The sequence below is a fragment of the Flavobacterium sp. genome, from assembly GCF_046155325.1.
GTDB lineage: Bacteria > Bacteroidota > Bacteroidia > Flavobacteriales > Flavobacteriaceae > Flavobacterium.
Genome location: NZ_JBJXDQ010000077.1, coordinates 1 through 13,974, shown reverse-complemented (window position 1 = coordinate 13,974; position 13,974 = coordinate 1). Strand labels below are relative to the sequence as shown.

General features: G+C 35.5%; 19 protein-coding genes. All 19 read right to left on the bottom strand.

Annotated elements, in window-relative coordinates:
• Positions 1-48: 48 nt before the first annotated feature.
• Entirely contained in the window at positions 49-324 is a 276-nt protein-coding gene (locus ACKVOD_RS05260; RefSeq protein ID WP_409208424.1) for a hypothetical protein, read from the bottom strand.
• Positions 325-475: 151 nt separating this feature from the next.
• Positions 476-1,603 (bottom strand): hypothetical protein, encoded by a 1,128-nt coding sequence (locus tag ACKVOD_RS05255; RefSeq protein ID WP_409208423.1) that lies wholly within the window; start codon positions 1,601-1,603, stop codon positions 476-478.
• A gap of 111 nt (positions 1,604-1,714) precedes the next feature.
• Positions 1,715-2,569, bottom strand: a complete 855-nt coding sequence (locus ACKVOD_RS05250; RefSeq protein ID WP_409208422.1) for a hypothetical protein — start codon at positions 2,567-2,569, stop codon at positions 1,715-1,717.
• A 3-nt stretch (positions 2,570-2,572) separates the two neighbouring features.
• Entirely contained in the window at positions 2,573-3,190 is a 618-nt protein-coding gene (locus ACKVOD_RS05245; protein WP_409208421.1) for a hypothetical protein, read from the bottom strand.
• A 14-nt stretch (positions 3,191-3,204) separates the two neighbouring features.
• Entirely contained in the window at positions 3,205-3,648 is a 444-nt protein-coding gene (locus ACKVOD_RS05240) for a hypothetical protein (RefSeq protein WP_409208420.1), read from the bottom strand.
• A gap of 31 nt (positions 3,649-3,679) precedes the next feature.
• The gene (locus ACKVOD_RS05235; RefSeq protein ID WP_409208419.1) at positions 3,680-4,159 is read right to left on the bottom strand and encodes a hypothetical protein; all 480 of its coding nucleotides are present in this window, start codon (positions 4,157-4,159) and stop codon (positions 3,680-3,682) included.
• A gap of 106 nt (positions 4,160-4,265) precedes the next feature.
• Entirely contained in the window at positions 4,266-4,589 is a 324-nt protein-coding gene (locus tag ACKVOD_RS05230; protein ID WP_409208418.1) for a hypothetical protein, read from the bottom strand.
• A gap of 92 nt (positions 4,590-4,681) precedes the next feature.
• On the bottom strand, positions 4,682-5,047 hold the full coding sequence (locus ACKVOD_RS05225) for a hypothetical protein (protein WP_409208417.1): 366 nt from the start codon (positions 5,045-5,047) through the stop codon (positions 4,682-4,684).
• Between the two features lie 29 nt (positions 5,048-5,076).
• Positions 5,077-5,883: a hypothetical protein gene (locus tag ACKVOD_RS05220; protein ID WP_409208416.1), complete on the bottom strand. Its 807-nt coding sequence runs from the start codon at positions 5,881-5,883 to the stop codon at positions 5,077-5,079.
• A gap of 5 nt (positions 5,884-5,888) precedes the next feature.
• Positions 5,889-6,698, bottom strand: coding sequence for a hypothetical protein (locus ACKVOD_RS05215; protein WP_409208415.1), 810 nt, complete (start codon positions 6,696-6,698; stop codon positions 5,889-5,891).
• Positions 6,699-6,713: 15 nt separating this feature from the next.
• Positions 6,714-7,115: a hypothetical protein gene (locus tag ACKVOD_RS05210; RefSeq protein ID WP_409208414.1), complete on the bottom strand. Its 402-nt coding sequence runs from the start codon at positions 7,113-7,115 to the stop codon at positions 6,714-6,716.
• 26 nt (positions 7,116-7,141) lie between these two features.
• A complete protein-coding gene (locus ACKVOD_RS05205) occupies positions 7,142-7,468 on the bottom strand; it encodes a hypothetical protein (protein ID WP_409208413.1) in 327 nt (108 codons plus the stop codon).
• Between the two features lie 35 nt (positions 7,469-7,503).
• The gene (locus ACKVOD_RS05200; protein WP_409208412.1) at positions 7,504-7,767 is read right to left on the bottom strand and encodes a hypothetical protein; all 264 of its coding nucleotides are present in this window, start codon (positions 7,765-7,767) and stop codon (positions 7,504-7,506) included.
• Positions 7,768-7,786: 19 nt separating this feature from the next.
• A complete protein-coding gene (locus ACKVOD_RS05195; protein WP_409208411.1) occupies positions 7,787-8,149 on the bottom strand; it encodes a hypothetical protein in 363 nt (120 codons plus the stop codon).
• A 236-nt stretch (positions 8,150-8,385) separates the two neighbouring features.
• The gene (locus ACKVOD_RS05190) at positions 8,386-9,489 is read right to left on the bottom strand and encodes a hypothetical protein (protein ID WP_409208410.1); all 1,104 of its coding nucleotides are present in this window, start codon (positions 9,487-9,489) and stop codon (positions 8,386-8,388) included.
• 66 nt (positions 9,490-9,555) lie between these two features.
• A complete protein-coding gene (locus ACKVOD_RS05185; RefSeq protein WP_409208409.1) occupies positions 9,556-10,134 on the bottom strand; it encodes a hypothetical protein in 579 nt (192 codons plus the stop codon).
• Positions 10,135-10,202: 68 nt separating this feature from the next.
• Positions 10,203-12,248, bottom strand: coding sequence for a DUF5824 family protein (locus tag ACKVOD_RS05180; protein ID WP_409208408.1), 2,046 nt, complete (start codon positions 12,246-12,248; stop codon positions 10,203-10,205).
• Positions 12,249-12,271: 23 nt separating this feature from the next.
• Positions 12,272-13,567, bottom strand: a complete 1,296-nt coding sequence (locus ACKVOD_RS05175) for a hypothetical protein (RefSeq protein ID WP_409208407.1) — start codon at positions 13,565-13,567, stop codon at positions 12,272-12,274.
• Between the two features lie 15 nt (positions 13,568-13,582).
• On the bottom strand, positions 13,583-13,945 hold the full coding sequence (locus tag ACKVOD_RS05170) for a DUF6582 domain-containing protein (protein WP_409208406.1): 363 nt from the start codon (positions 13,943-13,945) through the stop codon (positions 13,583-13,585).
• Between the last annotated feature and the right edge of the window lie 29 nt (positions 13,946-13,974).

Sequence of the window (13,974 nt, the reverse complement as noted above, 5' to 3'; positions counted from 1 at the left end):
TTTTATTATTAATTATATACTTTTTTTTTATTTAATTTATCTAAAAATTTAAAAAATATCGTTAACTGAAAAATCTAAATCTCTTTTTGCTGAGTTTATTTTATCCAAAATTCTTTTTCTTAAATGTGAAAAGGATGCCTCGTCTAGATAATTACTTATATCTACAACAGCCGCGCATTCTTCCGGCAGGTTATTCTTTAATTTATTAAAATTTATATCGTGAACAACCTTTAAATCTTCAAAAAGACATAATATATCACGAGACAATATTGCAAAAACTCTTTGATTTTGGAAATTTAATACCTCTACTTGATCTACTTTCATATATTTATTACTGACTTGCCTTTTACCTTTTACCTTACTAATTTGAATAATACATTATACTTTACACTAAAAATTTAATAAAGTACAAAAAAAAAGCGAGATTTTTCAATCTCGCTTTTTTTATTATTACTATTTAATTACTATTAAGTAGTTACACCAGTACACCGCTGATTTTCACATTATGTTTGTTGTCAGAAGGACCGCCGATGGTCGTTATAAACTGTAGAGACACTCTCTTATTTTGACCGATTTGTGACGTATAACTTTGGCTTTCTAGTTTTGCGCCGGTAATGATATACTGGACAGCAATCGGGCCACCGCCACCGGCCTGAGGTTTTCTGAGGACAATATTGATACCTTGTTCGGTATCATTAGCGTAGATCGCGCTAGTATCACCCTCTACCATGTCACCTAATTCTGCTTCTATTGCAAGCGTGGCTTGAATCGGGAACTGTAGCTCTTTCGAGAAAGAGAACGGAGAACCTAGTCTATTAAGAGGAGTTCTTGCAAGAGGAACACTTAGACTGTAACTCTGAATTTTCATATCCGTAACAACCGGGCCAAGAGTAGAATTACTTAAAGAAACAGTTATATCGCCCGGACGGATAGCTGATATGCCGCCGACGACACCCGAAACGGCTGCCGGGATAGTAAAGTTGTTATTACCAAGGGTGCTAACGCGTGAACCGTTAGAAGGAAGAACCGCCGGGCTAGCTAAACCAGTCGAGCCAGCATAAGACGCTAAGTTTAGTCCTTCAATCGTGACAGATTCAGTAGAGAAGTTACCTACGCTACCCGCCGCTGTAAAGTTAGTAATATAACCATTACCGATACCAATAGTAAATTTAGTAGAATCGGCATCACTGTTACCAATAGCATCTTCACCTTCACGAACGGTAGAGACAAAGTAATTCTTTTCATCTTGCTCTCTAGTAAAAATACCAGAAGCCATACCCGCCGTGCCATCAACAGAAAAACCTAAAATTCCAGCATTGTAAGCATTAGCTACTAGATAATCTAGACTGATAGCAGCGGTAGGAGATTGTAAAATAACACGTTCTAGAGAAGATAATTGACCATATTGATTAATATCAGTTCTAGTTACATTGGTGCTATAGTTAGCACTTTGGATACGATGTAATTGTTTGAGTGTATTGATTGTACCTGCGCCACCACCAGCATGACCCGTTCCACCGGGAAATAACATGTAACCGCTAGCGGTGCTTCCGGTTGATACATACACTGCTTGAGACTGTGAGATAATTCTATTTCTGGGCATAATATTAAGTTTCTATTGTTTTTGTTTGTTGATTAAAATAATTATAGTAATAATTTGTATATATCTTTACACTTTTTATTGCACGATTTGCAAAAATATTTTATTTTAGTATTAAATTATAGATTTATTTGGTAATCTCATGAGTTTTATCTCGAAATCGGACATGCCAAATTTCAAATCTGGATATTTATCACTAAAATTTTTATCACTTATTTTATAAAAATCTGCGTCGGCTATATAAGCCAGCCCATTTGAAACTGGATTTCCAATATATTCTAAATAATTATAATTACCACTTTTAAAATCTCCATAGTAATTTAAGGGCGTTTTTGACAGAACTGGGAAATAAGAAGATTTTTGATCCATTAATATATTGCCAACGGCATTTAGTTGATCTATACTGTCAGCTAAAATAACACAATGAACATTTGCCGTCGTTTCCATAGTCCCGCCAAATTCAAAAGGTTCATTACTAAAGTTAATACTGGTAATAAATATTCCAGGAACTACCAAAGAATTTTTGGCTACACCACTTAAAGTTTTATTATAACTAGGTCTTAATTCATATTTCGTTTCATAAATTAATTGTTCATTAGATTTAGTTGTAGGATAAATATTAAAATCTTTAACAGAATAATTACCACTTACTCTTAAATTTTGATATTGTGAGCCGCCGGACAATATAACACGACCGTTCATATAATCAATTTTTAAACCCGAAATTCCTTTTTGACAAAAAACATTATTTATATAAACCCCGGTGGGAACATTACTCCCACTTACCGATGTATCATAATTCCATTGTTTAAAAGGGGAGGCGTATACCGTATTATTGGGTAATACGGGGTCTTGCTGAGGGTATAATAAAGATGAATGATTGGTAAAACCACTTCCCCTTTGTAATATCTGATGATCTATATATAAACATGCGCTATAATATAAATCATTTGTTGCTGAAGTTATCATTATTTATAAAGGTTTATCTAATAGTTTAAGTAATTCTGTTAAATATTTTTTAGCAACATAATTAGCACTAGAATGTATAACATTGCGTCTTTGAATACCGGTTCCCGAACGACTATCTCCGCCCAAAACGGTTGGGTCATCGCTATATTTATATTTATTTAATCCGGCAATTCCATGTTCTACCATACTAATCCATGATTTTCCGTGGGACCAATTATCGGTATAATTAGCCATATCAGTAATCGTTTTAATACGATCTGGTTCCGGTTTTGTAAATTTATAAGTAAGGGTTTTGGTTGCTGCATTATAAACCCCCGGCAAATCAATCAATTTAATTGAATTTTGTAAATATTCATATAAATCTTGTATTGGTTGTGATCCAGACTCGAAACCAATAAAACTAAATAAATTACCATTAACTTGCAAACTTCCAGTAGCGGATGCCCCGGCATTGATTTCTTCGGTAATATCGTGGGATTGAAATTTGTTTAAAAATCTTTCTTTATGTGTATTTGTTATAATTCTCGCTTTTTCTTTTCCGATAGATTGCGCTTTGGGATAGCTAAACCTATCAATTTTATCCCTAATTTGGGCTACATTTAATATAATTTTACCTTGCATAATAATTTAAATATTTATTTATGTCTTACTAAATAAAATACACTATAATTTTTATCTATAAAGGTTTGGGGTGTATAATTTAAATCCAATTGACATTCTTGATCGTCCACTAATATTTTTGTAGAACCAGCAACTAAATCTGTATATTCATCTTTTACTTTAATTCTAATAATTCCATAATTTTGGTTTAATGGTACGCCTTGCCCCGCAAATACTAATTGAGTATACGATTCTGCTTTATCTAAATATTTTATTCTGGCCAATATTACAGTAGAATTGGCTGTATAAGTTATATTCGAGTCTTTTTTATCAGAGAAAAAATTATAATTATCATTATCAATTACTTCTACATTAGCAACTTCTTGGATTATTGTTATATTCCGCGCGAAAGTTTCTGCTATATTGTCTATAGCGGATAACATTGAGCTTTTTAATTCGGCGGATATTAAATTAGCCATTTTATTTTACAATCAATTAAATTATAACTTTTTATGGTTGTTGCAAAGTTTTAGTTAAATCAGTAGCTAAATCAGAGTAGAATTCAGAATGTAGACTTGCGGGTACGCACTTCCACCGACGATAAGATTCACTGATTTTATATAAATAATCTCGTATATCGTTTGATAATAGTCTATAGTTTTTAGCTATTTCATTTCTAGATGTTCTTTTAATACGTGTGTCGCCTTCGGAAATTTCTGACCAATCATTATCATATCCAGATGCGCCCAAATAATTTTTCTGCTGTCTCTGATAATAATTCATTAAATAAATATTGCCAAAAATAGCCGCCTCGTCAAGAAGTAATTCCGGGGATGCCTCATTTCCTTCAATAATATAAGAAGTTGCAATAAGATCGTTTAATTGTCCTATATTAGCTTTTAAATATTCTAAAATTTTGACAACAGAAGTGTCATCAGTTTGTAAAAGATCATTGTAGAACAATCCGTTGCTTAAATCTATTAATTTCATAAAATCAGGTATTTAAAAATTTTTATATATACCTTATTTACACTAACCACGCTAATTACCAACTAAATAATTAGTTAAATAATTAGTTAAATAATTAGTTAAATAATTAAAAAGCTGAAAACGGCCCGACAGGTAAATATCCATCAAGTAAAGAATAAGTATTACTTCCGCTTAAAAACAAAACTTCATAAATATAAACTCCGGCGGATAATCCAGAAGTTTGGGTCGAAGTTAAAGAGATTTTAAAAGTATTAGAATTTCCAGATTCAACAATTGAAGAAGTAAAAGATAATATTCCAGTAGTTTTAGAATATTTTTCTTTAATCAAACTTTTTAAACTATTAGAAACCCCGGATAAATTATAAGAAATTCCAGAAGTTAGAGAAAAAGTAGTTCCTGGAGTTATTTCTTCTATGTTATAATTTGGCATTTTAGTTATTAGTAAATGTTATTTGCATAAACAATTTACACTAAAAACTACCAATTATTTATAATTTTAGAAATCTTATTTATTGTATTATTTTACTCGTCGATGGTCACGGGGTCAATGGTCACGGTGCCGTCTGCCTGCACGGTAAACGCCGGGATGGTCGCTAGACGCGCCTCGATTTTCGCTACAAGATCGTCCCGCTTGCCGGTGCAGGTCGTGGTGAGAAATGCCGTCAGGGCGCGGCTCATTGCGATTAGTTCCCCCGCGTCGGCTCCCATTGCCGCCAGCTTGTCTTCAGGGGTGATGTCGCCCTGCTTGCTCCAAAGCATACGGACGGCACGTTCCCACTGCTGGAACAACTGCTCGGCGGTTTCACGCGGGGTTTCAAGAATGTCGTCGGTGAGGCGCTTTACACGCTCGGCTTTAGTGACTTCGGGTTGTAGATTTAGGATGCTCATAGTTTTATTTTATTTTATTTTGTTGATTGTTAAATTTCTGCGCCAAATACGTCTAGGGGTTTTTTACCTATTGTGCCAGTAGCAGTAACTGGAACTAGAGGCACTAGTGAACCCGTGATGGTCATGCCGGTTTCTATTCCTGTTGCGGTGTGAAAAATAGCGTTCCCATTTACAGTACTGGTGTTTATATGACTTCCGGTACTTTTGGAAACACAAGTTCCCGTGACGATGCCGCCGGAGAAGTTGCGGGCGCTTGACGCAAAAATGCAATCGCCGTTAATGGTGCCGTAGTTTCGACCGCTGCTGCTATTAAAAATACAGTTGCCGTTGATAGTGCCGTTGTTACGATTGCTGCTCCCACTGAAAATGCAATCGCCCGTAATGGTGCCGTTGTTATGAGTGATGGCATCGTTAAAAATACAATCCCCGGTAATGGTGCCGTTGTTATCTGAACCGTTACTAAAAATACAGTTACCAACGATAGTGCCGGAGTTGGAGCAATCATTTCCGCTAAAAATGCAATTACCTATAATACTAACATTGTTGGTGCTGCCATACCCAAGAAAACTTGCCAAACCAACCGTGAGGGGATAATCCGTAGCGGTAAGATGACCGGGGTCATCGTATGCAGTAAAGTCGATAAATGCCGCGATACTGATATCTTCACCAAACTCAGTAATGTTATCCACCGCGCCACTTGTAAGAACCGCAATGTCCGTGGCGTTGTGCGGGTAATCTCCGGCAGCTACGGTTAACGCCTCATCCTTGTACCACTGTCCCGGCGATGACCATAGTCCGTTGGGTGATGTGCCGCCTTTCCAGTAAAAAATAGCCATAAGGGTTAAATTCCCGAGACGAGTGCGTCGATAGGCAGCGAGCTTGCCGTTCCGGTGTTTGTAATGGGAACAAGGGGTACAAGTACGCCGCTGACAGTGCCGCTGTTGCTCATTCCCGTTCCGGTGTGAAATATAGCGTTACCCGTAATGGTGCCGCTGTTGCCGGTGGATGTGCCACTAAAAACACACGTTCCAACAACAGTGGCGGAGTTCGCGCCTGTTGAGTTGAAAATACAATCTCCGGTAATGGTGCCGCTACTGTGGCGAGCAGTAGTTTCGCTAAAAATGCAGTTACCGGTAATGGTTGCGCCAAGATTACGGGTACTGCTTCCACTAAAAAGGCAATCGCCTGTGATGGTTCCTCCGGCACGACCACTGGCTCCAATAAAAAGACACCCCCCGATGACGGTGCCGTTGTTGCGGAAGCTGTTGCTGGTGCCATCAAAAATACAACCACCGGTAACGGTGCCGCCAGTGTTGTTTTTGGAATCTACACCACTGAACGAGCAACTGCCCGTGATTTTGCCAGCACTGTTGCTGCTTGCTCCAACAAAACTTGCCGAACCAACCGTTAGGGTATAATCTACGGCCTCAAAACGGTATGTGCCGCCACTCAAGTCGATAAACGCAGCAATGGTGCGGTTGGCTCCGAGAGTGGCAATGCTAGCCAACGAGCCGCTGGCAGGAATCACCGCGATGTCTGTGCCGCCACTTGGGAAAGCTCCAGCAGCAACGGTAAGTGCCTCATCCTTGAACCAGTTAGTAGCGGTGGCCCACGCAGTGTTGACGCCACCTTTCCAGTAAAAAATAGCCATGCTAAAATCCTCCTACTAAAATCCTCCTGTTAAACCAGTAATTTTCCACCCCCCATTAACATTTTGAAATGTCAATATCCATATTTTTCCCGCAGTAATAATTTTACCAGTTGTAACCATATCAATTAAAGAATCAGTAGGTGTCGCCAATCCACACTTTAGCGTATAATCTATGCTAGCATGACCTTTAATCCAAAGACTTAATTTATTTCCATTTGATCCGCCTGTTATACTAGCAATTGTCGCATTTCCACTCATTGTTCCACTCTGAAGACCGCCTGCAGCAAATGACAATGCTATACCAGTAGTATTAAAAGTAATATTGCTTGCAGTAATAGTCTGAATAGCTTCATTGATCTGTGAAGCCGTCATTAAACTTTCAATAATTGATCTTAATCCATTTGTATTATTAAGCATATTATAATTATAAATTAATTAATTAATTAATAACTTGCATCTAAATAAACATAACCGGAAGCATTTAAAATATTCTGAATATTCGCTCTAATCCCATTAGAAATTGGGGTATTAAAAGTTGCTATACCTCTCACGCTTGATCCGGTTAAAGCTAATGTATCTACAATATAACCAACATTGCCTTGTGGATCGCGGGCTTCCAAAGTAAAAGTGGCACTAGAAGATGCGCTATTTCCACTAATTAAATAGTAAACTGTATTATCTAAAGTTTTATCTACATCAAAAAACGCGCCGCTAGCGGCAACGGCACCAGTAATTAAAATATAAGAAGCTGTTTGAATATTTGCGGGCATATAATAAAAGTTAAAGTCTGTATAATTTACACTTTTTAAATAAAATTACTAATTTTTTTTTTAAATTCTTTAATTAATTGGTCAATTAAATTATCTCGATTTTCGCGTGGTAATACATAAACTGATGTTGCATGTTGATCCAAATCAATTTTATTCATATTTTTGATTTGATTAGTATATTCTGCTAAAGAAATATTATTTTTATGATATTTTTTCTGCGCGCAATCAATTTCTTGTTCGTTCCATGTTTTACCATTAGCGACGGACATTTCATTAAAATTTTTATGTTTACGTCCCATAAAATAAATAAATTAAAAATTAAGAATTAATTAAAGAGATTATTTTTTTGTTTAACTCCGGGGAGATTTGCTGGATGCTTTCAATTTTATTCTTATTTTTCATTAAATACATTTTAAATAATCTAATTAATTGGTCAATTATAATTTCTCGCGGAACTTCCGGGCTAATATTGTATTCAAAAGCATGTTTTTCTAAATCAATAGTGCTCATTTTTTTGAGTTTATCTTCGTAGTCTTCTAAATTATCAAGTTTATAATTTTTCACTGAAAGTCCCCATAAACCATCTATTGAAGAAATCCCTCTGTTTGTGATGGTAGGTGTAATAAAATTGGTAAATTTAGATGCCCCGGATTCTTTGTTTTGTTTAATTTTTCGTTTCATTTTTTTATTGTTTGTTATTTACTATTGTTACCTACCTTTACACTTTTTTTATTTAATTTTCTAATATATTTTAATTAAAATAAATAATATGTCTTTTTATTGTCGATAAAACTGCTTTTACTAATATTTTTTTATCAAAAGAGTTTTAAATTTGTCCAGTTATATTTAAAAAAAGACAATAAAAAAGCCCATTATTTTTAGTAATGGGCTTTTTTGGTTATGAGTATTAGTTTGTATTATACAATCAAACCTACGATGAAACGGTTATCCGTAATCGTATATGCTATTTCACGTTTGAAATACCAGCCGAGTTTTTCCATTCTCGTAGCGTAGAATTGGTTGTCTACTTTAATGCTTACCGTGCTAGTACCATCAGAGTCACCTTTAACTGGGCTAATACAGTTATCTTGGCTCAAGTCCATACCTATTACTAGATCGTCCGTAGCAGAAGTAAAGGCCGGTGTATTGGTAGTAAGGGCTTTGAAAATGACGCTTAATTTGCGACCATCACCAAGCTCACGTAGTTCATGAAGAGTAATTCCTTGGAATACAGATAATCCAGCGCCGTTGAAGATACCTTCACGAACCGCATCGGGAAGAGCAAGAGCAGTGGACGTAGTAGCAGCAGAGGGAACTACAATCGTGTTAACAGGATTGTAAGCTAAGGCTCGTAAATCGGCCATACGTTCCGGTGAAAGATATATATCTGTTAAACCGTAATCCCCAGCGATAGAACCACCAGCGAAAGACTGATAAAGCCGAGTAACTAGAGTCCGAAGACGATTGAAGTCGTCGGGCTGTAAACGATTTTCGGTAGTAGAATCAATAACGTGATTCTGACCTTGAGTATTAGTGCCCGCAGCAAGAGCGGTTAGAATCGCAGTCCAACCAAGACGTTCCTGTTTAGCAACAAATTCCTGAACAACGCGATTCATAGCTTTCGCCATTAGATCGAGTCGAGCATTTTCAACGTAACTTTTATCTAAATAAAGAGCAGAGTCTAAATTAGAATAAGTAAACGGATACTCGCTAAGACCTTCGACGGTCTGACTGGCTAGACCACCAGCCCTATTTGTTGACCAAACATGGAAATCACCCTCATGGTAATCGGCATAAGGATCAATCGGAATAGTCTGAGGAGCACCGTTAGCAATAACTTCCGTGCGGAAAATATCACTAACCGTAGCTTTCTGGTCGATTAACCGTTGAACGATAGGGCGAAGAAACGTGGCAAATGAAACCTGTGATTGATATGCTATCGACATATCTTCACTAGCCATAAGTTTAAATAACTCAGAGCGTTCAGGGGTTGAGGCGATTGTAAATTTTTTCTTTCTCATATGTTTATTTTTTTTCTAAGTTATTTTTGGTTTTTTAAATAATTTTTATTTTAATCTTGTTGCTGATTAGAACGAGGGGTTAAATTTCACAAGTACACCGCCGTAAAGGCCGGTAGAAGTCATAAAGGTTCCGATACGAACTCTTACTTCAGCAGTGTTGGAAATGTTACCACAGGCAATCGTGCCCGGAGTGCTATTGGAGAGATACGCGCCTGAACCCGGAGCCGGAGCACCAGAGGTAGTATCAATACCGCTAACTTCAAACCATCCACGAGTTGCAAAGGGGACAGCGCGACCGGAAACAACCACCTGCTTTTCAGCAAGTTTGGCAGGATCAACGAAGCGAGCATCAACACTCCAAGGATCAGTAATCGTAGTAACTACATCATTTAGAAGTATTCCGGCGATTTTCTTAGAATAAGCGGTGGCCGTCTGAACTTTCCAGTTAACAACATAATCCTTAGAAAATGCATAACCCGGAGTATTGGCGAAAGAAACTCCAAATCCATTTTGGTTATCAGGATCGGCAGACACATATTCAAGAATGGTTCCTTTAGTGAGGTCACCTTCTATAGTTGCATATAAATTAATTACATCATGTTCTTCGTAATTTCTATACTTGAGGAGATTCATTTGATTAGCCATATTATTATTTTTTCTGTATTAGGTTGATTCTAAAATTTATTTATTTTATATTTTTTTGTTTATTTTTATTACTTGGTAACTACATCATTTACTTCAGCTAGACCAGCGAAAGCTTCCGCCCAAATGTCTTGAGTTGTTTTCTTAACTAAGATTTTGTTCTCAATCTGTTTAGTTTCAGGTTTTAAAGATTTAATTTCATCAATTAAAGAGGCGTAAGATTCTTTCTTAGCTTTGCTGTCTTTTTCTTTTTCTTTATCGAGTTCTTCTTTCTCTTGTATTTTTTCCTTAATAAAATCAGGCATTTTTTTATCGTGTTCTTTAGCTACTAAAAATGGGGAATGATCTTCGAGCCAGGAAGCAAAGGTTTCTTCGTCTAATCCGCGAATTTGTTTAGCAATCGATTTTGCCTGCATGGGGTCCATCATATATTGGTCTTTAAGTTCAGACATGCGACCATTAAAATCATTTTGAACTTTTTCTTTCATCCGAGCCTCTTCCATTGTAAGCATTTCAGCTTTTACTTTTTCAAGTTCAGCCATTATGGATTCATTCTTAGATTTCAAGTCAGCAATATGTTTATTGGCTAAATCAGTTTCGGCTATTTTCATGTCACGCTCAACGGCAAATCTAGTAGACTGGTCATTCATCTCTTTAGCGAGATCATAAAGGTCCATATTAGCAATAGATTCTAGTGTATCTTTAGTAATGTCTTGTAGTTTTAATTTCATCGGTTTTTTATAGTTTTTATTTATGTTAGATAAATTTGTATCTCTATTTACACATTTTTTATTTTCAATTTCAATATTTTTTATATTTTCTTTATTTTTTGCTAAAATTTCTTGTTTACTTCTTAAATTATTACAAGAACATCTATCGGCAATCATTACTTGGTTATCATTTTCTTCTTGGTCATTATCTTCATCTTCTTCATTAACCTCTTCGGTAATTAAAGCTAATAAAGGATTTTCTTTTAAAATATCTAATTTTTCTGAAAAAGTTTTCCCATCCCAATGTTCTTGTTCTGATTGTTCTTCTTTTGATGAATACATAATATAATCATAAATTGTAGACATATAATCACTAATAAGTGCTAATTTGTTTTGAACCCAAGGCTCAAGTATTGTAACTTCCTCTTCGTAAACAGAAATAAACTCAAGAAGTTTTTCTGCTTTATCTGCTATTGCTGATAATTGGCCCTTGTTCATTTCACGAGCTTCCATATCTTTATTATTCATAGTTTCCATATCTTTATTATTCATAGTTTTAACTTTATTTAAAATTGAGTATTCTGGCATTTCATCGGCTTGGCTAAGCGATGCATCTATTTTTAGTAATTCGTTTTGATCAAATTCTGTTTTCCCATCCCATTCGTGATTTTCGTTTTCGTAATCTGAAGCTTGAGCTTTTTTAAGAGCCTCTTGGATGGACATATTAGGGTTACCAAATTTAACTATCACTATATTACCATTTTCATTTTTAACATAAACACCAAATTTCTTCTTAGAACCAGGAGGTAATCTAAAAGGTTTTCCGAGCGATTTCTTTTCGGCTTCTGAATAGTCTATATCAAATAAATCAATATTGAATTGTGAATCTAAATCTATATCTGCTTCAATAAAATCAATACGAACAAGATCAAAATCTAAATCATCAAAATCACGAAAACAATCTTGCTGTTTTTGCTCGTAATAAATCTCCTCGCCTTTCGCTACGTCTTGATCTGCTGCTCTATAAGATTCTTTAACCTGACCACCACGCATCATCTTCAAGAACATATTAACCCTAGCCATTGCCCAACTGTTTCTTGACTGGCCGGGACGATGAGAAACAGAAAAAGCTCCAAGACCGCGACGATAAACTTTCTTAAGTTGAGAAAGGGTAACTTTCTTACCTTGCTTTTCATTGTGTTCTTTGACTTTGTTTTGGAGAGATTTAACAATTTTTTTCGAGAAGGAAATTTTACCTCCACCTTTCCCAGCGGAATCTTTGGGGTTTTTGTTAGAACCTTTGCGACGTTCGGATTTGGGCGCTGGCGTTTGCGCTCCGCTTTTTGGCCCAGGGCGCGATATAGCTGCAGATTCAATAAGTTCTCTAATTTTTTCTGAAAAATCCATTTCCATACTATTATTTACACTATTTAATCTTTACTTTCTTGATCAAGATCATCAAACCTATCCATTAAAAAACTATGAACGTCCTTGATGCCATCTGTTGAGGTGGAAATCTCATTGTTAGCCCAGTCGTGACCATCAGATAAAATTGCATCAATTATTTTTTCATCCATAGAAAGTAAATGGTCTATGTCACTTTTAATAGTTTTTAAATTCCGAAAAAACATATAGTTTTTCAATTCTGAATCACCAGAAACTATTTCGCTAACTGGTTTAGCTGACCACATTTTGCAACTCCAGTAATTGGCTTTATGTTTGGGGCCGGGATTGTCGCAATTATGGCGAGCGCGATAGCTGCTTTTACGAGCAGGGTTATCTCTCTTAATCTCCATATTAGGGTCACCAAAATTCACTTTAACAATATTACCTTTGTCATTCTTAACATAAACCGAGAATTTTTTTGGACCTTCGGGGGTTCTAAAAGGTTTGTTTAATGTTTTATTTTCTTTGGACAAAGAATCAGAATGTTGACCGTTTGAAGAGTTTATTTCTATAGTCCCCGTCGTAATTTGTTTTATTTCAACAGCATCGGATACGATAACTCCTTTTACGTCCGCCGCCGGGGACTTAACAAAACCTACACCTAAAGGATACATATCTCCAACAATTTTTCTATAAACAGGGACTTTATCTTTAGTCATTCCAGAACCTTTATTAGCTTTTAGAAATTTGGAAAATTCAATAATTTGTTTTTCATCAGTAATTAATTCAGCATCTCTTAAATTTTTACTACCTAAAAGAATCTGATAATCGCTAAAAGCTAATTCCCATGACATACTAACAGAATTATATAAAATAGAAGTTTCGTCGGATGCGTTAGTTAACATGTCCGCAAAGTCTTCATTTAATACTCTCCAGACAACCGACGCCAAACAAATATTAACCGGGTCTTTAGAATTTTTAACATCTTTCTCGGTTAAAATTTCATTAGAACCAAAAGCACTAAACCCAGCATTTATAATAGAACCAACAATTAAATTTCTTTTATGTTCAAGATCACAAAATTTATAAATAAAGTTTTTATAGATATTTAAAGCATCAATATTATCTATAGAATCGCCATTTTTGTTGACTCTATTAATGACGGCAGCATTACAAGAACTAAACACAACGTCAGGATTACCATTAAAATCAATCCCGGCGGGGACGATTCTCTTTAACGAATCTAAAGAGGCTAAAGCTAAACCCTTGCTATCATCCTCTGGGTAAATAACTTTAGCGTAAGATAAAAATGGTTCTGTTTTGTATTTGAATTCTTTCATAGTTGTTATTTACACTTATTTATTATCTTCGCTAAATTTTATTCCAAATTTTTTACCAGCAGACTTAATTTTTAATTTGATAGCAGAAATTTCAGCAGGCGAATAACCACTTTGATTTCTAGGCATATTAATGTAGCTCCAAGCCGCTCTAACACGCGATTCTGTATCTACGGGGTATTTATAGTTGGCTGGATCAGCATATTTTTCTTTACTATCTGGATACCCTTTCGGTGGGGATTTATGAGTTATAACATCTTTGCTTAAACTAATATTGATTTTATCTACTACTCCAACTTCGGAATAATTCTGATTTAATTTAATATCAAATCCATAAATATAAGCTAATTCTTGTAGTTGTTCTTGAAAATCATTATTCATATTATTTTAATTAAAATTTTAATATTATA